Annotated in this window: 19 protein-coding genes; 5 read left to right on the forward strand and 14 right to left on the reverse strand. The window is 43.8% G+C overall.

All coding sequences use genetic code 11. The features are described 5' to 3' along the window. Positions 1 to 17: 17 nt before the first annotated feature. The 5 genes from bamA to Q369_RS0115515 all read right to left on the reverse strand — a co-directional run bounded on the left by bamA (position 18) and on the right by Q369_RS0115515 (position 6,737). Entirely contained in the window at positions 18 to 2,621 is a 2,604-nt protein-coding gene (gene bamA / locus Q369_RS0115495) for an outer membrane protein assembly factor BamA (protein WP_051664087.1), read from the reverse strand. A 6-nt stretch (positions 2,622 to 2,627) separates the two neighbouring features. After that, positions 2,628 to 3,380 (reverse strand): undecaprenyl pyrophosphate synthase, encoded by a 753-nt coding sequence (gene uppS, locus Q369_RS0115500; RefSeq protein WP_031528712.1) that lies wholly within the window; start codon positions 3,378 to 3,380, stop codon positions 2,628 to 2,630. Between the two features lie 321 nt (positions 3,381 to 3,701). Continuing rightward, a complete protein-coding gene (locus Q369_RS0115505) occupies positions 3,702 to 4,478 on the reverse strand; it encodes a LytR/AlgR family response regulator transcription factor (protein ID WP_031528713.1) in 777 nt (258 codons plus the stop codon). Continuing rightward, on the reverse strand, positions 4,462 to 5,841 hold the full coding sequence (locus Q369_RS0115510) for a sensor histidine kinase (RefSeq protein WP_229206853.1): 1,380 nt from the start codon (positions 5,839 to 5,841) through the stop codon (positions 4,462 to 4,464). Before Q369_RS0115510 ends, Q369_RS0115505 begins: the two co-directional genes overlap by 17 nt. Positions 5,842 to 6,101: 260 nt before the next feature. Further along, positions 6,102 to 6,737, reverse strand: a complete 636-nt coding sequence (locus Q369_RS0115515) for a 3-keto-disaccharide hydrolase (protein WP_035333561.1) — start codon at positions 6,735 to 6,737, stop codon at positions 6,102 to 6,104. Positions 6,738 to 6,832: 95 nt separating this feature from the next. Here Q369_RS0115515 and Q369_RS0115520 point away from each other — a divergent pair, with 95 nt between their 5' ends. Beyond that, entirely contained in the window at positions 6,833 to 7,345 is a 513-nt protein-coding gene (locus tag Q369_RS0115520; protein ID WP_031528716.1) for a fasciclin domain-containing protein, read from the forward strand. A 64-nt stretch (positions 7,346 to 7,409) separates the two neighbouring features. Here the strand turns inward: Q369_RS0115520 and Q369_RS0115525 are convergent, their stop codons facing one another. Next, positions 7,410 to 7,829, reverse strand: a complete 420-nt coding sequence (locus Q369_RS0115525; RefSeq protein ID WP_031528717.1) for a nucleoside-diphosphate kinase — start codon at positions 7,827 to 7,829, stop codon at positions 7,410 to 7,412. A gap of 199 nt (positions 7,830 to 8,028) precedes the next feature. Here Q369_RS0115525 and Q369_RS0115530 point away from each other — a divergent pair, with 199 nt between their 5' ends. From Q369_RS0115530 to Q369_RS0115545, 4 genes are all read left to right on the forward strand, one after another. After that, complete coding sequence (locus Q369_RS0115530) at positions 8,029 to 9,063, forward strand: DHH family phosphoesterase (protein ID WP_031528718.1); 1,035 nt, start codon at positions 8,029 to 8,031, stop codon at positions 9,061 to 9,063. A gap of 54 nt (positions 9,064 to 9,117) precedes the next feature. Beyond that, positions 9,118 to 10,023, forward strand: coding sequence for an FKBP-type peptidyl-prolyl cis-trans isomerase (locus Q369_RS0115535; RefSeq protein ID WP_031528719.1), 906 nt, complete (start codon positions 9,118 to 9,120; stop codon positions 10,021 to 10,023). A gap of 85 nt (positions 10,024 to 10,108) precedes the next feature. Continuing rightward, the gene (rdgB, locus tag Q369_RS0115540) at positions 10,109 to 10,690 is read left to right on the forward strand and encodes an RdgB/HAM1 family non-canonical purine NTP pyrophosphatase (RefSeq protein WP_031528720.1); all 582 of its coding nucleotides are present in this window, start codon (positions 10,109 to 10,111) and stop codon (positions 10,688 to 10,690) included. 23 nt (positions 10,691 to 10,713) lie between these two features. Beyond that, entirely contained in the window at positions 10,714 to 11,604 is an 891-nt protein-coding gene (locus tag Q369_RS0115545; protein WP_031528721.1) for a polyphosphate kinase 2 family protein, read from the forward strand. A gap of 64 nt (positions 11,605 to 11,668) precedes the next feature. Here the strand turns inward: Q369_RS0115545 and Q369_RS0115550 are convergent, their stop codons facing one another. The 8 genes from Q369_RS0115550 to Q369_RS0115585 form a co-directional block, all read right to left on the reverse strand. After that, a complete protein-coding gene (locus tag Q369_RS0115550; protein ID WP_031528722.1) occupies positions 11,669 to 12,619 on the reverse strand; it encodes a DUF8428 domain-containing protein in 951 nt (316 codons plus the stop codon). 322 nt (positions 12,620 to 12,941) lie between these two features. Next, positions 12,942 to 13,550, reverse strand: coding sequence for a hypothetical protein (locus tag Q369_RS0115555; RefSeq protein WP_229206854.1), 609 nt, complete (start codon positions 13,548 to 13,550; stop codon positions 12,942 to 12,944). 84 nt (positions 13,551 to 13,634) lie between these two features. After that, positions 13,635 to 15,167 carry a 2,3-bisphosphoglycerate-independent phosphoglycerate mutase gene (gpmI, locus tag Q369_RS0115560; protein WP_031528724.1) on the reverse strand — a complete coding sequence of 511 codons (1,533 nt, stop codon included), beginning with the start codon at positions 15,165 to 15,167 and terminating at the stop codon, positions 13,635 to 13,637. Between the two features lie 42 nt (positions 15,168 to 15,209). Beyond that, entirely contained in the window at positions 15,210 to 15,542 is a 333-nt protein-coding gene (locus Q369_RS0115565) for an FtsB family cell division protein (protein WP_031528725.1), read from the reverse strand. Positions 15,543 to 15,591: 49 nt separating this feature from the next. Next, positions 15,592 to 16,863, reverse strand: a complete 1,272-nt coding sequence (gene eno, locus Q369_RS0115570; protein ID WP_031528726.1) for a phosphopyruvate hydratase — start codon at positions 16,861 to 16,863, stop codon at positions 15,592 to 15,594. A gap of 204 nt (positions 16,864 to 17,067) precedes the next feature. Then, complete coding sequence (gene carA, locus Q369_RS0115575) at positions 17,068 to 18,171, reverse strand: glutamine-hydrolyzing carbamoyl-phosphate synthase small subunit (protein WP_031528727.1); 1,104 nt, start codon at positions 18,169 to 18,171, stop codon at positions 17,068 to 17,070. Between the two features lie 136 nt (positions 18,172 to 18,307). Next, a complete protein-coding gene (rplQ, locus tag Q369_RS0115580; protein WP_031528728.1) occupies positions 18,308 to 18,865 on the reverse strand; it encodes a 50S ribosomal protein L17 in 558 nt (185 codons plus the stop codon). A 72-nt stretch (positions 18,866 to 18,937) separates the two neighbouring features. Beyond that, positions 18,938 to 19,927: a DNA-directed RNA polymerase subunit alpha gene (locus Q369_RS0115585; RefSeq protein ID WP_031528729.1), complete on the reverse strand. Its 990-nt coding sequence runs from the start codon at positions 19,925 to 19,927 to the stop codon at positions 18,938 to 18,940. Between the last annotated feature and the right edge of the window lie 119 nt (positions 19,928 to 20,046).

Genomic DNA, 20,046 nt, shown 5'->3' on the forward strand with positions numbered 1-20,046 from the left:
AAACTCCCGCGGGAATATTATCTGATTTGCTGCCCGATTGTAAAATGGAACTGAGCCCCGCTAGGTTTTGACCTACCTTGTATCCTGTCAAACCCGTAACCCCAGTCAATACCCAGCAATCCGAATGCCGGCATGAAGATCCTTGCACCGACACCAGCCGAACGTTTCAGGTCAAATGGGTTAAACTCTTTATAAGTGCCCCAGTTGTTACCGCCTTCCGCAAAACCAAGGATAAAAATAGTTGCCTGCGGATTAAGTGAGACCGGATAACGAAGCTCCATTACGTATTTGTTGTAGACCACCCCGCCACCAGAAGCCGGACGACCGGATTCCGAAATAGGCCCAACTTTCTGATCCTGGTAACCCCGGAGACCGATGATATCCTGATCCGCTAATGAGAATGTACCCTGACCAGCTAAACCGGACCCACCAACTATAAAGCGACCAAACGGGCTATACACATTGGATCCGTCGTAGTTACCCAGGAAACCCATGTGTGCGCGGGTACTTAATACCAGCTTGCCTACGATGGTAGCGTAATAGCTCGCATCAAACATCCATTTGTGGTATTCAACCCAGCGGTAAGAATCTGTCTTGTCGGTGAATTCTCTTTTCCGGAAAGCTGAGTAAGGTGGTGTGAAAGTCCCACTCAAAGAAATGTTACTACCGCTTCTCGGAAATTGGAAGTCGCTGAGCGTATTTCTTGAAATCGTAGTGTTAAATGAAATATTGTTGGAGTTACCGGTACTATAACCTACCCCGAAAATATCCAGACTATCCAGGCGGTATCGCTGGTAGGATAGCGAGTGCGTCATCACAAGATTGCGATCCGGCTCTTTCAAGCGACGTCCCAGTGATACAGTTACACCGTTGTTGAAGTACCCGCCCCGGTAATCTATCGTCCTGTTTCCGCCACTCAAACCTCTGTTTCCATAAATAGAACTAAGGTCTGTTAAACGATAAACAGTACGCTGGAACGATACACCGAAGTTGATCGGCTTTTTACCTCCAAGCCAAGGCTCGCTGAATGACATCGAGTAAGTCTGGTACTGGCGTCCGTTTGCCTGAAAGCGAAGTGAAAGTTTCTGTCCGTCACCGGAAGGAAGCGGCCGCCAGGTTTCACGGTTCGGGATATTTTTGATAGAAAAGTTATTGAACACCAAACCAAGTGTACCTACAAAACCAATGTATCCTCCCCAACCACCAGAAAGCTCAATCTGGTCAGAAGGTTTTTCTTCAACAGTATACTCGATATCAACAGTACCATCTGCCTGATTCGGAATAGGATTGATCTGAATTTTTTCAGGATCGAAATATCCCATCTGCGAAAGCTGACGCTGCGTGTTGATGATTTCCGTTTTGCTGAATTTCTGTCCTGGCAAAGTAAATAGCTCACGCAAAACCACGCGGTCACTTGTTTTTGTGTTACCATTCAGCAGGATTCTGTTGATAGTAGCCTGCTTACCTTCAAACATCCGCAATTCAACGTCGATTGAATCACCTTCTACTGCCTTTTCTGTCGGTTCAATACGGAAGTACAGGTAACCGTCATCCATGTAAATGGAGCTTACATCGCCACCAGGAATACCATTGATTTTTTTATCCAGTTCCTCAGGATTATAGACATCGCCTTTCTTCACACCTAAACGCTCACTCAGGTATTTTGATGTATATAAATAGTTGCCTGACCAGGTAATATCACGATAGTAATACTTGGTCCCCTCGTCGATTTTCAGGTCGATACTGATCGTTTCTTCGCCGTTTCTAATGGTATCAAATTCAATCGTAGCATCGCGGAAACCGTTCTTGCGATAGTACGCGATCAGTTTTTCCTTATCTTCTTCGTATTTTTTCGGAATGTATTTAGATGGATTGAAAAGCCTTCCGATCCGCTTTTGCTTAGTGCCTTTCATTTTCCTTTTCAGGATCTTATCACTTACAGCAGTATTTCCCTGAATGTCGATTTTCTCAATTTTCACCTTTTTACCCTTCGTAATGGTGAAATTCAGTGTCGCCTGGCCGCGTGTGGAGTCGGGGATTTGCAACACCTTTACTTTGGTGTAGTAAAATCCTTTGTCCATATAGTATTTCTTGATAACAAGCTGCGTGTTCTTGATAACAGTAGGCGTAATAACGCGACCTTTTATCAGCTTCACCTTGTCATTCAATGTCTCTTTTTCTCCCTTGCGAATACCCGAAAAAGATACTTTGTAGAGTCTTGGACGTTCTTTTATATGGATATTCAGCCAAACCTTGTCATCCTGAATTTTGGTATAAAGGATTTCTACATCGTCCAGCGTACCGAAATCCATCATTTTTTTAATAGAAGAAGGGATAGCCGGTCCGGGAAGCCTGATTTTGTCGCCTGGCTTTAAACCCGAAATAGATACCATGGAATTGGGATCCAGGAACTGGGTGCCGGATACGGTCACCTCGGCAATGGTATATTCTTTGGGATTAGCCGGGTCCATTACACTGTTTGCTGCGGGCGCTGCCGGGCGGTTGGTTGCGCCGATGCCTACGCGCTGTGCATTTACCGACACGCAGGAGCAGATCAACAGTAATGCTGTAAGACCTTTCAGATGTGCTAGTGATTTATTCAAATTGGTAGGGAAGTTCATATTGTTCTACTTAGCACTATTCGCTTTAATTTGTTCACCTGTTTTTCCGAACCGCCTTTCCCTGTTCTGAAAGGAAAGGATCGCCTCATATAAATGCTCCCGACGGAAATCAGGCCAAAAAAGATCTTCATAAAAATACAATTCGGAATACGCGAGCTGCCATAGCAGGAAGTTACTGATCCGGTGGTCGCCGCCGGTCCGCAACATCAGGTCAACTTCCGGGCGGGCTCCTGTAGCAAGCCTGCTGGAAAGCATTTCTTCATTGATCTCACTAGGTGTCAGAATACCACTTTTAACGTCTTCGGCCAGTTTCTTTGCAGCCTGGGTAATGTCCCATTTGCCACTGTAACCCAATGCAAGAATGAGATTCAATCCGGTATTTGCCTGTGTAGCTTCAATCGCCTCTGTGAGCTGGCGCTGGCAGCTTCCTGGCAGACTTTTTGTATCTCCGATCGTGTCCAGCCGAACATTGTTTTTGAGCATCGTAGGCAGCTCGTTCCTGATTGACTGTACGAGCAGCTCCATTAATGCTCTGACCTCAAACTCGGGACGAGCCCAGTTTTCAGTAGAAAATGCATAGAGCGTGAGGTATGAAACACCCAATTCCGCACAACCTTCTGTCACCTCTCTTACCGCCTTTATCGCATTGCGGTGGCCAAAAACCCGGGCTGCGCCCTGGTTCTGAGCCCACCTTCCGTTACCGTCCATGATAACGGCGATGTGCTTTGGCAGATTGCCCGCATCAATGAGCTCCTTCATTACTCCTGACTCCCTTTAACCTTTTTTAACAAAACAATTGAACAATACTAAAAGGATCTTATCAATTCCGGACAAAATCTAATCTCCTCGGCTGTTCGGGAATCACTTATATACCGACCTGTACGCTGAGCAAGTTAATTATGTGCCGAAATTCAGAAAAAAATATGTATTTCAAATTGCACGAAATACAACAAACCTACTGATGAACAGGAGACTATCTTCCTAAAATTCTAATGGGATTGTAAACAGGGGCGCAATTTAGGAATAAGTATGCCCTCTTCAAAATCAATCGTTCACAAGGAGTTAAGCTAACTGAGCTGGTTAATTATCAAGGAGATGACGTATAGCGTCGTTGTAAGTACTGCCGCTTGTAACCTGGGAGGATTTGCGATCGCGCATGTTCATCATATACTTCCCATTGAAATGCTTCTGGATTTCCTTGATGTGGTGGGTATTAACAATCGCGGCGCGGCTGACGCGCAGGTAATGCTTAGGTAGTTTTTCTTCAAGTGAAGTAAGCGTGTAATTCAGAAGGTACTTCTGTCCGTCGAGGGTATTCAGGAAAACATATTTCTCCTCGGCCTCAAAATGGGTGATATCTGTAAGCGGTACCAGCAAGATCCGGTCGCCTGATTTGACCGACAAAGAAAAGATTTCCTTTTTGGGCTTCATTTCTTCAAGTAAGCGCAGCAGGTTTTCAGAATAGGGATTTGCTACTCGTGCATCGCCGGCTTTGGTAATGTTACGGATCTTATCAATAGTTTTAAGTAAACGGTCATTTTCAACTGGCTTCAACAGATAATCAACCGAGTTTTCTTCAAATGCGCGGATCGCGTACTGATCGTAAGCTGTTGAGAAAACCACAAGCGGCATTTTTGAGAGTTTCGCGAGCATCTCAAATCCATTCAAAAGCGGCATTTCGATATCCAGAAAGATAACGTCAGGATCGTGCTTATTGATTTCGATCAAACCTTCTGCGCCGTTTTTGGCTTCTGCTACAATCTGGAAATTGTCCTGATGCTTTTCCAGCAATCTTTTCAGCCGACCCAAGGCGAGCGGTTCATCGTCTATTAAAATGGTTTTAAGAGGGAAATGCATGGTTCTCGTTTTGATGTTGTCCGATTGCTGACCTTTGAATGCCGATATTCACAGTTTTTGCGGGTTCATTATGAAGTTCTATCCGCGCGAGTTCTCCGTAGAGTAATTTCAATTTATCCTGAATGCTCTTAATCCCGTAGCCGGCGCCCATTGTCTCCGGAAATGCTGGACCATTGTCATGCACACAAAGGTGAAGCCATTGCTCTTCTTCATAGATCCTGACCACGATATTCCCCGCTTCGGCCATCTTAGATACACCGTGCTTGATCGCATTCTCGACAATTGGCTGTAAGATAAACTTTGGAATGAGCAGCTGGCTTAATCCTGGTTCCTTTACTTCCACACTAAACTGCAACCTGCTCCCAAACCGGACCTTTTCTACCTGCAGATAAGTTTCCACCATCTCCAACTCATTTTCAATGGTGTCGAAGTAATCAGTCGTCTTCCTACCCGTGGTGTACCGGAAGAGCTTTGACAGGAGCAACGTCATTTCTTCGGCTTTGTCGGGATTTTCATGCACCAGGCTGGCGATGCTGTTTAATGAATTATATAGAAAGTGAGGATTGATGCGCGCCTGCAATGCATCCAGCTCGGCGCGCGTTTTCAGTTTTTCAAGATTCAACAGCTGGTATTCCTGATCAGATATCTTACGCGAAATCTGCCTGCCTTCTCTACTTAAAAAGTAAAAAACATTTGCGATCGCCACTGGTACCCATGCATACCAGTACCAGGGTACATGCCTCGATGGTTCATCCGGGTATTGCGCGATGTAATTACTTACAATATTAGTTGCAAATAACTGGTGCATGCTCAATGCCAATGCACTGTCACAAAGAAAAACGACGACAGACAGGATCAAATGCTTCGTGAAAAGACTCCTGATTATTACATCCAGCCAAGTTGTGAGCGCTTGTGTTATCAATATTGTAAATACGCCGGTGGCAATATTCAGTAGCACGAGGTATTTGTAAAATGCCAGCCGCACAGGCTCCTCAGTAAAGGACAGCTCGGCCGTAAAGTAGGCGATTGCATTGATTCCATAGAGAACTACTGCCCCCAACACTGCGGCCACAAGCGTCCCGACCCAGCCCTGATTTTGAACAACAGCCACCAAGCTTAAATCTTGCCAATTGAAAGATTTCTCCTGTGATGTAAAACTGAAATTTGCGCCCTCCACCTTTGCTCCGCTCAAATCTACATCGGTAAGACTGCTGAAACTTAGATCTGCATTGCTCAAATCCGCGTTCCTGAATGTCGTCCGGTCGAGAGCTGAAAAGCGGAGCCTGGCATTACGCAGATTAGCTCCATCAAAATTGATATCCTTTAAGCTTGAAAAGCTAAAATCAGCATTCTCGAGATCCATGTTACTAAAATCCCTCCCATCTAATGATGAGGCTGTCATGCGCAGCGGTTTTGTTCTTTTTTCGTTCATAACAAAACTAAACGTGAATGTCGGCAAGGGAAACTTGCAACTTCCTGGACGCTAATTGATATAAAAAAAGCTTCATGGCTAACAGATTGCGTTTGTTGACACAAATCTATTTACCATGAAGCTTCCTGTCTAAATGTTTCCGACGAACTACCGCCTGAGCAGTATGAATCCCGTGGTCACAGGAATGAAAACTATAGTTCTTCCAGCATGATGTTTTTCCAGCGTACCTTGATACCGCCGCCGTCGTGGATCTGCAATGCAATCGATCCATTTCCTGCGCCGATTTTGGCGTCCTCGAAATCCACCATTTCGTTGCCATTCAACCAGGTTTGCACTTTATCTCCATTCGCTCGGATGCGCAATGTGTTCCAATCACCCATTTTCAAAAATCCTTCTTTCTCATCTGGAATCTTTACCAGCCAGTTGCGGCCGTACGATTCGTAGATACCACCTGTATCGTGATTTGGTGGAGCAACTTCTACCTGCCAGCCCGATACCTTCGTGCCGGTAACCGTTGAGCGAAAGAACACGCCGCTGTTTCCGTTAGCCTCCTGCTTGAATTGCAGCGACAGGTCGAAATTCTTGTAAAACTTGTCGGTAGTCAGGTAACCATATTGCTTGTCCGGTCCGCTTTCGCAGACAAGCTCGCCGTTTTCAACGTACCACTTCTCGGTCCCATTTATTTTCCAGCCTTTTAAATCCTTTCCATTGAAAAGCTTCACTGGCTTTTTGGCTGGCTTCACAGTTGAATCGGTAGACACCAGGAAAGCTGAGTTAACAAACAAAATGGCGCAGCAAATAAGAAGTAATTGTCTTGTTTTTAACATATTGGTTTGGGGGTTAGGATTAAAAAAATTGTGGGTGAAATACGCTGAAACTACATTTTCCATTAGTTTTACGGAAAATAACTCTTTGGAAAGCTATGAAAAAAAACCGTTTTATAGGGCGTTGTGCGTCATTTTTTTTGATTGCAGCAGCGATCTCAGCAACTGTTCTCTCGTGTAAAGAAGATAGCAAAGATCTGGTAAAACCAAAGACCGTCACCGATGTGATCCTGGAAAACGACCAGTTCAGTTTACTGAGGGACATTATGATCCAAGCACAAATGAGCGACGCGCTCAGAACGGAAAACCTGACCGTTTTTGCGCCTGACAACAATGCATTCAGCAGGGCCAATATCAGTGCAACTACAATCACTAACATGCCGAAGGATTCTGCTATGCTTTTCCTTAAAAATCATATCCTTCAAAAAAAGACTAACTTATCCGACCTGAAAGCGGGTGAGCAGCCTACTTTGAACAGGGTAAAGGTCAATATCACGAAAGTCGATAGCATTGTTTCAATCAACAAGTCGGACATCGTAATCCCGAATGTAAACGCAGATAATGGTGTGATCCATGTGATTGACAGCGTTCTCGTTAGGAGGTATTTGTGAACTATCCCATAAAAAAGCCCGGCAAATTAGTTTTTTGCCGGGCTTTTTTATGGGATATCGGGTATCAGAACTGTTCTGTATAAGCGAAAAAGAAGTTGCCTTCAATCTGCGCGTTTTCATCAGAATCCGACCCGTGGATCGCATTGGCTTCCATTGATTTTGCATACAATTTCCGGATAGTGCCTTCCTCTGCATTTGCCGGATTGGTTGCTCCGATCAGTGTGCGGAAATCAGCTACTGCATTTTCCTTTTCAAGGATCATCGGGACGATTGCTCCAGAAGACATGTACTTGCAAAGATCATTATAAAACGGTCGCTCCTTATGAACAGAGTAGAACTCGCCTGCACGCTCTGCGGTAAGTTTTGTTTTTTTCAAGGCTACAATACGAAATCCCGCCTCCTCAATCATTTTGATAATTGATCCCGAGTGACCGTCCTGTACGGCATCCGGCTTGATCATTGTGAAAGTCCTGTTTGTTGGCATACTCAAAAGCTTAATTGATTTTGTGCAAAACTACTATTTTTCATTGTATATCCCTGATAGTTCGGGAAGTATGCATTTAAAGGCGCAAGAGTGTGCTGATACTTAGCCTTTCGGGAGCAAGATTGAGCAAATCCCAACAGTTTTGTTAATTTTGTGGGCTTATTACGCTCTCAAAACTTCCTTTTTGAAATAAATAACTGTGAATCAAATCGTTAAGGAGTTAAGCTCTTTTTTATCCCTTCCCCAAAAAATCATCATTACGATGCACCGCGACCCCGACGCTGACGCGCTGGGATCTTCGCTCGGGTGGGCTAGTTATTTATCCAAAAAAGGACACGAAGTAACTGTTATCAGCCCTACTGAATACGCTGCAAATCTGCGGTGGATGATTAACCCGGATCTGGTGCTCGTTTACGAAAAAGCCACTGAGCAAGCTAAATGCAAGAAAAAAATCCAGGAAGCTACATTGATATGCTGCCTTGATTTTTCTGTATTATCCCGCTTAAAAGACCTGGGCAAGATAGTTCAGGAAGCACCTGCTCCAAAGATGATGATAGACCACCATCTTGAACCGGAATACTTCGCGAAATGGATGATTTGGGATACCAATGCAGCTGCGACAGCTCAGCTTGTTTATCAATTGGTAAAAGAACTCGAACACGACGCTCCTGCAACCGAGATTTTTGACATTCCAATGGCGGAGTACCTGTATGCCGGTATCATGACCGACACGGGCTCTTTCCGGCACGCCAACGTAACCGCAGAAGTGCATCTTGCCGTTGCCGATCTAATGCGGACAGGATTTGATTCCAGCCGCGTTCACCGGCTTATCTATGATAATGCTCCACTTACCCGCCTGCAGTTTCTTGGATATGTGCTTTCGCAGAAGCTGGTGGTACTGCCCAAATACAGAACTGCTTACATGGTACTCACCGAGGCTGAGCTTCAAAAGTTTAATTCAAGTACAGGCGAGACTGAGGGCATCGTTAATTATGGTTTGCAGGTCGAGAATGTCGTGATGTCGGCAATGTTCATTGAGCGCAAAGGAGAGATCAAAATTTCTTTCAGATCAGTCGGAACATTTTCGGTAAGAGATCTTGCGAGTGCGCATTTCAATGGCGGCGGACACAAAAATGCGAGCGGAGGAAGGTCGGAACAATCAGTGAATGAAACCGTTGACTATTTTTTAAGTATCCTTCCAACATACGAACAAGCGCTTTTGAGCGTTGACTAAGCTTTAAATTGACCTATCAAAATTCACCCAAATATTCCAAATTAAAACAATCAAATGAATCTTAAAACAATCAGTTATGCGATGGGCATAACGATCCTTGCGGGCTCTTGTAATCAGTATAAGACGCAGGTTACGGAGAACGGGCTTAAATATCAGATCTTCGAGCACGAAGATGATGCCAGAAAAGCAAAGCTTGGAGATATTATGTCTTTCCATCTGGTTTTAAAAAACGGTAGTGATTCCACACTTCGCGATACCTACAAAGAAGGAAACCCTGTTAAGATGGTTTTGCAGGCTCCTCCTTTTAAAGGAAGTTTTGAAGAAGGTCTTGCGATGCTTGCCACTGGCGACAGTGCAAAATTCATGATCAATGCAGACACGCTGTTTGCAAAGATGATGCAGCCAATGCCGCCGATGATCAAAAAAGGTTCTGAGATCAGCTTTACTGTGAAAGTTTTGAGTGTTTTAACATCAGAAGAATTCCAGAAGCAGCAATCAGAAGCAGGTGTTAAACAAAAAGCAGTAGACGCAAAAGTGATCGATGCTTTCCTTGCAAAAAATAACCTGCAGGGAAAAGCACGCAAAACAGCTTCTGGACTAGTGTATGTTCCGCAGGTTGAAGGCTCAGGCGCAAGTCCGGCAGCAGGTGATAATGTGAAAGTGCATTATACAGGCAAGTTCCTCGATGGCAAGGAGTTTGACAGTTCTAAAAACCAGGGCAAACCATTGGATCTGCAAGTTGGACAAGGAATGGTGATCCCAGGTTGGGAAGAAGGAATTATGCTTATGAAGAAAGGCGAAAAAGGATTGCTGATCATTCCATCAGGCTTAGCTTACGGACCCGAAGCTTATGGACCGATCCCAGGCAACTCGGTTCTTCAATTTGAAATGGAACTGATCGATTTCTCCAAAGGCACCGGGGCACCAGCTGCTCCGCCGGTTACGCCACCAGCACGTTAATAAGAATATCAAAATCAAACGGCCGCTTCACAAGAGTGGCCGTTTTTTTGTGTAAAATACACAGCTCATATTAAACATCAATGCTATGAAACTCTGCTTTGCAACCAACAACATCAATAAGCTTATCGAAGTACAGGCGTTACTGGGCGATCAGTTTGAACTGGTGACATTGGCCGACATAGGCTGTGAAACTGATATTCCTGAGCCTTATGAAACCATTGCCGAGAATTCCAGGGGCAAAGCTGAATATGTTTATCAGAACTTCAATGTAAACTGTTTTGCTGATGATACCGGACTGGAAGTAGCTGCGTTGAATGGAGAACCGGGGGTAAGATCCGCTCGTTATGCCGGACCGCAACGGGAGCCCGCAGATAACATTGAGCTATTACTTCGGAACCTTGCCCCATTTGAAAATAAGCAGGCCCGGTTTTTAACTATCATTACATTAGTGATCGACGGCGTTTACCAGCAGTTTGAGGGTACGGTGGAAGGCACGATTATCCGGGATAAGAGAGGAAGCAATGGATTTGGGTATGATCCGATCTTTGTTCCAAATGGCTATCAGCAAACTTTTGCTGAAATGACATTGTCGGAAAAGTCGAAACTGAGCCACCGTGCACGTGCATTCAAGAAGCTGGTCGATTTTCTTCAATCCAATAAAAGATAGTATCAACTGTAAAAACCTGTTTTATGCAAGATTTTGATCCCGCAGACTACCGTGTAGACGGCTCCAAGAAATTTGATATTGGAAAGGCAAAAACGAAGGTTAAGGATTTCTACGACGATAAGGAGCATTACGAAATCATGCAGGCTGAGGCGGCCAAAGAACTGGATGACCTGCAAAGCATGATGTACGCCCATAATCGCTACGGGTTGCTTGTGATCTTTCAGGCTATGGACGCGGCAGGAAAAGATGGGACGATCAAGCACGTTATTTCAGGCGTGAACCCCGTAGGCATCAAAATACATTCTTTTAAGAGGCCGACAGAAACAGAGCTAAGTCACGACTTTTTGTGGCGAACCAACCAAGTCTTGCCTCAACGGGGCACGATCACGATCTTTAACAGGAGCTACTATGAGGAAGTGCTTGTTGTGAAGGTAGAACCCGAAATCCTGACCAAATCACAAAGGCTGCCAAAAGAGCTGACAGAAGATCTTGACAAACTCTGGAAACAACGTTATTCAGATATTACCAATCTTGAAAAGTATCTATACAGAAATGGAATCCGGGTAGTCAAGATTTTCCTGAATGTATCTAAAGAGGAGCAGGCCGAGCGGCTGATCGAACGCATTGAAGATCCTGCAAAGAACTGGAAGTTTGACGAACAGGATATTAAAGTTCGGGCGCAATGGGATGAATACATGAAGGCTTACGAAGAATGTATCAATGCAACTGCGTCAAAGAAAGCTCCCTGGTACATCATTCCCGCCGATGACAAGCGTAATATGCGCCTTGCAGTAGCCCGGATCATTGTAGAGGAGTTAAAAAGAATGGATATGTCCTACCCCGAATCCGATCCTGCACAAACTGAAATACTGAGGCAGTATATCGATGTGATCAAGGCCCAAAATCATGAATGACAAAAAAAGGCAGCCGATGTAAATCGGCCGCCTTTCATAGCTATGCATGGTGTGAAGTTATGTCTTACTTGATGGTGAAGTCTCCGCCACCAATTTTGTAGCCTTCGGCATACAGTTCCACATTGTATTTACCAGGACGGAACTGAGATGTGTTGTCGTAAAGCAGTTCAACTTTCTGGTTGTTGTTCTGGAATGCTACGGATTCACGTGCTGTGAATTTTGATGGCGCGCCATTCACTTCAAATTCGCCTGATCCAGTAGCATCGTCTGCGATCACTGCACCTTCTGGATCAAGAACCCTTACATAAATGTCTTTTGGCTCCTGAGCAGTAAGCTCGTTTTCAGGCAGGTTGAAAACCAGTTTCAGTTTGTCAACTCTCTTCGCTTTGTACTCGTCTTTGTCTTTTACCTTACCTCTTGAATTAACGGTCAGGATTCTAAGATTTTGGGCTTTCAAAGCAGCTGCTTTACTTACTTTTTCGCTCAGCTCTTTATTAGCAGCTGTGAAAGTGGTTACAGAGTCAGTCAGCTCAGTTTGGCGTTGAACCAGTCTTTCTCTTTCGCTTGTCAAAGTACCAACGTGAGTGCTAAGAGAATCATTGGAAGCTACCAGATGCTCGTTTTCAGCTTTCAATTGCGCGATCATCTCGTCTTTCTCAGTCAGGAACTTCTCATATTCCTTGATCTTTCCAAGATACTTGTTTGTCTCAACTCTTCTGCTTTTGCTGAAAGCCAGTTTATCAGCTTCCAACTTCTCCTTCATTTTGGTAAGTTCTGTAATATCCCCACCCAATCTTTCAATCTCAGCAATTTTCGCATCCAGAACGGTGGAAATGGAATCCAGTTTAGTTTTAGTAACAGCCAGTTCTCTTGCTTTCTCAACTACCATTGATTCTTGTTGAGTCAACTCTTGTTTCTGAGTTGTGAACAAGTAGCCAAACATGGCTGTGGCTAGCCCAAGGACAACTACCATTGCCCAAGCTATGCTTTGCTTATTTTTCTGTTCTTGTTGCATTGAGTTTTAAGTTTTACTTTATGATTTAGTTTACATGTTGACAGGTTAGTCCGGGTCTACATGGTTTCGCTTATTAAGCAACCAATTTTGTGCCCTGCTCGGGTAAGCTGTGTTCAGCGGAATGTATAAGTGGAACCAATTTCTATGAATAATACCAGTCAAAAGGCCTAAATTCCACATCTGAGGCCTATTATCAACAGCTAAAATTTCGGAAGGAAATATTTGGCAAATAGCCTTTCAGGCGCATTTGCTTGGAGGAAAATGGGTAATCTTTACCCATTTTATGGTGTAAGCGTACAGGAAACGCAATCTAAAAAACCCGCTATAATCCTATTCTTGACGATATTTCAAAATGCTTTGGCTCCATAAAGATCAGTTTTTGGTACCCCTTTACGGAGTATGCAGAAACCTGCCAAAGATTGTCTTTTTCAATGCAAGTCAGTTCTATTTGCTTCTCAGATTCGTAAATCCGATTGTGCGACTGTAATACTGCCAGTACTTTGACCGGAGACTGGATCGTACTATCCGTAACAATTTTTAGATACCGTACCGGCAGATCGGCGTTTTCTCTAAGCCTGTACTCGTAGGTGGACGAATCTTTCCTTACCACATTGTAACTTTGCGCGTAAGAAGGCTTGTTTATATCAGCCTGAATGAACAATTCAAGTTCTTTTTTCCAGTCAATATCTCTTGATTTGACAGTTTGAAGCTCGCCATCAAGCTTTGCTGACTTCATTGCCTCAGGTTTTTTCTCGTTTAGGTAAACGATCTGATTTTCTACAAATCCTTTTAGATCAAAGTACCTTTTTATAGCATTTTCATCTGCACGCTGCTGATCACACGAAGTCATGATTGTGGTAAAAAGCAATATAAAAAAGTATAGAGCAGTGGCGTGAACAAAGGATTTCTCGTGGTTGATCTGCTGAGGCATTTGTAAAAAATCAGAATGGAACTTTAAAAGAACAGAGAGCCTTTCGGGCTCTCTGCGAACAACATCTTTTGCAACAGTTAAGTTTTAGAGCAAACTGGTTCCCGTCATTTCCTCCGGCTTGGCAAGTCCCATTAAATCCAGAATAGTCGGGGCGATATCTGCCAACTTTCCATTCTTGATAGGCGCCTTATAATCGTTGTCAACCAGAATGCAGGGTACCAGGTTCAATGAATGCGCGGTGTTTGGAGATCCGTCGTCGTTCATCATATAATCAGAATTCCCGTGATCGGCAATGATAATAGAAGAATAACCGTGCTGCAAACCTGTTGTAACAACTGCCTGCACGCATTGATCAACCGTTTCACAAGCTTTCACTGCTGCCTCAAACACGCCGGTATGACCCACCATATCAGGGTTAGCGAAATTGAGACAAACAAAGTCCACTTCTTCTTTTTCCAATTCCGTGACAATAGAATCTCTGATACCGAATGCAGACATTTCAGGTTGCAAGTCATAAGTAGCTACCTTCGGAGATGCACAAAGCAAGCGGCTCTCGCCCTCGAAAGGCTTCTCTCTTCCGCCAGAAAAGAAGAATGTGACGTGCGGATATTTTTCAGTCTCTGCAATCCTGATCTGCTTTTTACCCGCAGCTTCAAGAACCTCGCCTAATGTGTTGTTGAGATTATCTTTATCGAAAATGACATCAACTCCCTTGTAAGTATCGTCATAATTCGTCATTGTAATATATTTCAGGTTCAGCTTGTGCATGTTCTGCTCGTGGAAGTCCTGCTGCGTAAGCACCTCGGTGATCTCACGTCCACGATCTGTGCGGAAGTTGAAACATAAAACCACATCGCCGTCGCTGATTACCGAAATCGGTATACCTGCCGCGTCTGTCGCGATGATAGGCGCGATAAATTCGTCAGTAACACCTTCTTCGTAAGAAGCTTGGACTGCCTGCAAAACCTCCATTTCCGGAACGTGTTTTCCTTCACCATGGACCATAGCGTCGTAGGCAAGCTTCACGCGTTCCCATCGTTTGTCGCGATCCATTGCATAGTAGCGACCGGTAATGCTTGCAAGGCGACCGGTAGTCTTGTTCATAGCATCTTTAAGCTCCGTCAGAAACCCTAATCCACTTTTAGGATCACAGTCGCGACCGTCTGTAAAAGCATGAACGAATACGTTTTGAAGTTCTCTGTCTGCGGCGATTTTGCAAAGTCCTTTTAAATGGTCAATGTGCGAATGAACGCCCCCGTCTGATACTAAACCAATAAAGTGTACTTTCTTATTGTTAAACTTTGCGTAATCAAATGCCTCTACCAGCGCTTTTTCATGAGCTAGTGTACCTTCTGATACTGCGAGATTGATCTTTACCAAATCCTGGTAAACAACCCGGCCGGCTCCCAAATTGGTATGCCCAACCTCAGAGTTACCCATTTGACCATCAGGCAGTCCGACAGCCAGACCGCTTGCTTCAAGCCTGCTATTTGGATAGTTCTGCAGGATACTGTCGTAAAAAGGAGTGTTGGCAGCTATAACAGCTGAACGGTTTTCCTCGCCCATTTTGGCGACTCCCCAACCGTCCATAATGATAAGAATGACTTTTCTGCTCAATGTGGTGGATTGTTAAAATTGTTTTTCAGCGAACCTGGCGGGTTACTCTTCGCTTTTACTTTCAATGGGTTGATTATTCTCGTCGACGATTACGTAAACCTCTTCGCCTGGTTTCCTCATTAGAAACTTTTCCCTGGCCCATTTCTCAACCATTTGCGGATTTCCAAAGACCTCGTTCCGCTCTTTCTTTACCTGCGAAATTTTCTCAAGTAGCTTGGACTTTTCTACTTCAAGTTCCTTCATCTTCATCCGGTGTGAAAACACTACCCGAATGTTATTGTTGTCCAAAAACAAGATCCAGAACAACCATGCAACCAATGTGGCGACATAGAAGTTTTTCAATGTTTTAAATGACCGGAATGAATTGCTTTTCATAGCAGCGCCCGAAAATGAAAACCGGAGCACTTGGCTCCGGTTTTTGTTATTAAAATTTCAATCCCGGGAAGTATGCGCTTTCACCCAGCTCTTCTTCAATGCGAAGTAGCTGATTGTATTTCGCCATACGGTCTGAACGAGATGCAGAACCGGTTTTGATCTGTCCTGTATTCAATGCTACTGCCAGATCGGCGATTGTAGAGTCTTCTGTTTCACCAGAACGGTGCGACATAATGCTCTTATAGCTATTGCGTTTTGCAAGGTTAACCGTGTCAATCGTTTCAGTTAATGAACCAATCTGGTTAACTTTCACAAGTACAGCATTCGCAATCTGCGACTCAATTCCTTGTTGCAGACGTGTTACATTCGTTACGAACAAATCGTCACCAACCAGCTGAATCTTCTTACCAACAGATTGGGTAAGTGTTGCCCAGCCAGCCCAGTCGTCTTCATCCATTCCGTCTTCGATTGAAATGATCGGGTATTTAGCAACCCACTGCGTCCAGTAGTCAGCCATTTCATCAGAGCTCAACTTGCGTCCGTCTGATTTCTTAAAGTGGTACAATCCATCTTCGTAGAATTCAGAAACAGCTGCGTCCATTGCAATGAAGATATCTTCGCCCGGCTTATAACCTGCTTTCTCGATAGCCTGGATCACTATTTCAATTGCTTCCTCATTTGATTTAATATTTGGAGCAAAACCACCTTCGTCACCTACGTTTGTGGAATATCCTTTGCTTTTCAAAACAGTTTTCAGGGTATGGAAAACTTCAACCCCCATCCGGAGAGACTGGGAGAATGTATCTGCTTTTGCCGGCATAATCATGAACTCCTGGAAGTCAATTGAATTGTCTGCATGGCTTCCTCCATTCAGGATATTCATCATTGGAACAGGTAGCGTATTTGCGTTTGTGCCGCCTACATAGCGATACAATGGAAGGTTTGCTTCCTGCGCTGCCGCTTTCGCCGCCGCCAGTGAAACTCCAAGGATTGCATTAGCACCCAACTTCCCTTTGTTAGGAGTTCCGTCAAGTTCAAGCATAATCTTATCAATCAGATTTTGTTCGAATACTGAACATCCGATCAGCTCAGGAAAAATTATATCGTTGACATTTTCGACTGCTTGCAAAACACCCTTTCCAACATAAACGCTCTTATCGTTGTCACGAAGTTCAACGGCCTCATGCTTTCCGGTAGAAGCACCAGATGGAACAGCAGCACGTCCCAGATAACCATTTTCGGTACGAATATCTACTTCAATTGTCGGGTTTCCTCTTGAATCCAGAATTTGTCTTGCATGTACTGATTGAATCGTACTCATTTGCAGCTTATGTTTTAATTAGAAATTTGAATATTTAACGCTTACAAAATAACACAAAAAAAATCGTCATCCATAAACGGGAAATCACTTTAAGGTAAATTTACAATTCAGTAACACCACCGATTTCAGGTGAATCTGTGAACCTGTTTTTATGCCGGCCGCCTGCTCTTAAAAGAAAAAACCTCCATTACGGAGGTTTTTTGATCAACTTGCGCTTAACAGTTTAACAAACTCGTCAAACAGGTATCTCGAATCGTGTGGACCAGGTGAAGCTTCTGGGTGATACTGTACCGAAAACGCCGGATAGTCCTTTCTTCTAATCCCTTCAATGGTGTTATCATTCAGGTTGATGTGCGTGATCTCGATATCAGGGTGGCTCTGGATTTCATCAGGGTTCACGGCGAATCCGTGATTTTGAGAAGTTATTTCGCATAGACCGGTAATCAAATTCTTCACCGGATGATTTAAGCCCCTATGCCCGTGGTGCATTTTATATGTGGTGATTCCACTTGAAAGCGCCAGCAATTGATGCCCCAGGCAGATACCAAAAAGTGGCTTAGCTGTTTTAATCATCTGGTTCACACTCTCTACGGCGTATAACATTGCAGCCGGGTCACCAGGTCCGTTTGAGATGAAAAATCCATCTGGATTCCACTCCATTACCTCTTCAAACGGTGTTTTTGCAGGAAATACTTTACAGTAGCAACCTCTTGAAGTAAGATTTGACAGAATACTCTTCTTAATGCCGTAATCAATGACTGCTATCCGCCACTTGCTGCCGGTCTCCTCGCCAACAAAGTATGGCTGGGTAGTAGTAACTTCTGACGACAGTTCTAGTCCATTCATGGAAGGAATTTTCCCTAGTTCCTCCATGAGCAGGGCTTCATCGAGGATTTCAGAAGAAATAATTGCATTCATTACACCCTTTTCACGTACGTGCCTCACCAGGTGCCTTGTATCTACATTGCTGATCCCTACAATCTTAGACCGCTCAAAATATTCCTGAAGCGAGAAGTCGGCAGTATCTCTGGAATAAATTGCGGAGAAAGTATTACAAACCATCCCACGGATTTTAACTGAGCCCGATTCTTCTTCATCATTCAACTGCACACCATAATTACCTATATGCGAGTTGGTGTTGACGATGATCTGTCCATAATACGAGGGGTCCGTATAGATTTCCTGATAACCAGTCATGCCGGTATTAAAGCAGATTTCTCCACCTGTAGTTCCACGTATTCCCAAAGCTAGACCTTTGTATGCTGTTCCGTCTTCAAGCAACAACAGAGCTTCCTGTTTTTGATTCATATATGGTTTTTATCGATTTTCTTCTGACTACCAAACTTTTATTCTCAAAATCGCTGCAAAAATACAGCTTTTTGTGCATAAAAAAGGGTTAAACTTAAACGTTTAACCCTTTCAATATTTCAATTACATTCCAAATCTACTCTTTATCAGCACCTTCGGATGTTTCTACATTCTTCGGAGTTTCATCAGCAGCTGGTGCCGACTCTTCTACCACTGGATGATCCTCTTTCTTGATAGGGGCAGCACTTGCTTCAGCAACAACTTCTTTCTTACCACCGCCTCTTCTGCTACGACGAGTTTTAGCTGGTTTATCAGCATTTGCAAGCAACAATGCATCGTTGAAATCAACCAGCTCGATCAGAGCTGTCTCGGCAGCATCACCAAGTCTGTTTCCTAATTTAATAATACGGGTATAACCACCTGGACGAGATGCAATCTTGTCAGATACAGCACCGAAAAGCTCTTTTGTAGAAGCTTTGTCGTTCAAATAAGAAAATACAATCCTCCTGTTGTGAGTTGAATCTTCTTTTGCACGGGTCAGCAAAGGCTCTACATACTTACGCAGTTCTTTCGCTTTCGCCAATGTGGTCTCAATTCTTTTGTGGAGAATCAAAGAGGAAGCCATGTTCGACAACATCGCCTTGCGGTGAGATGCTGTTCTTCCTAAGTGATTGTCCTTTTTACCGTGTCTCATTGTTTTGTTGTTTAGTTGCTTCGAGCTGCGACTAGCGCGCTACAGAATACATACTTATGAATGGAATAATTATCAATCCTCTTCCAGGCGATATTTGGCAACGTCCATTCCGAAAGTCAGTTGTTTGTCAGCAACAAGCTGCTCCAACTCCGTCAGGGATTTCTTTCCAAAATTACGAAACTTCATCATATCAGAAATTTCAAGCCTTACTAAATCGCCCAATGATTTAACATCGGCAGATTTCAAACAGTTATATGCACGAACAGAAAGATCCAGCTCGGATAGGGAAGTTTTCAAAAGCTTTCTCATGCGCAACATTTCCTCATCAACCTGATTATCTTCTTCCGCTTTCTGCTTCTCAAACGTCATTGTTTGATCTGAGAACAGCATGAAATGCTGAATAAGAATGTTCGCTGCACCTTTCAGAGCATCCTCCGGGTGAATTGAACCATCAGTTTGAATATCTATTAGAAGACGCTCATAGTCCGTTCGCTGCTCAACACGTGTATTTTCAACACTGTATTTTACATTCTTTATCGGTGTGTAAATAGAGTCCACAGCGATATAGCCAAATGGCAATTCATTCGCGCGTGGCTCATCTGCTGGAACATATCCTCTGCCTTTATCTAGTAAAAGCTCCATCTCAAACTCTTTCTGATCGTCAATGTGACAAATCACCTGGTCTGGATTCAGAACTTCAAATGCGTTTGTAAATTTGCCAATGTCCCCTGCTGTAATGGCAGATACATTCTTTAGATTTACTACTATCCTACTCTCATTCAAGTCAGAAACTTTTTTAAAGCGAACCATTTTCAGGTTCAGGATGATTTCTGTAACATCCTCAACAATACCTTCGATGGAAGAGAATTCGTGAAGCACGCCAGGGAACTTCACACTCGTGATGGCGTAACCTTCCAAAGATGAAAGAAGTATTCTACGCAACGCATTACCGATGGTCACGCCGTATCCTTTCTCTAAAGGCTTAAACTCAAACAACCCGTGAAAGTCGTCTGCTTTTTCCATGACGACCTTATCAGGCATTTGGAAAGCTAATATTGACATAGTCTTTGCTCCTTTTATAGTAGTAAATGATAGTTGATCACGCTACCGTTACCTTTGCGATCGCAAAATTGCCGTTAACGGCTAAAAAGTACTTCCCCCGCGCAACGGAGAAAGTACTG

This window comes from Dyadobacter crusticola DSM 16708 (genome assembly GCF_000701505.1).
In the GTDB taxonomy this organism is placed as follows: Bacteria; Bacteroidota; Bacteroidia; order Cytophagales; family Spirosomataceae; genus Dyadobacter; species Dyadobacter crusticola.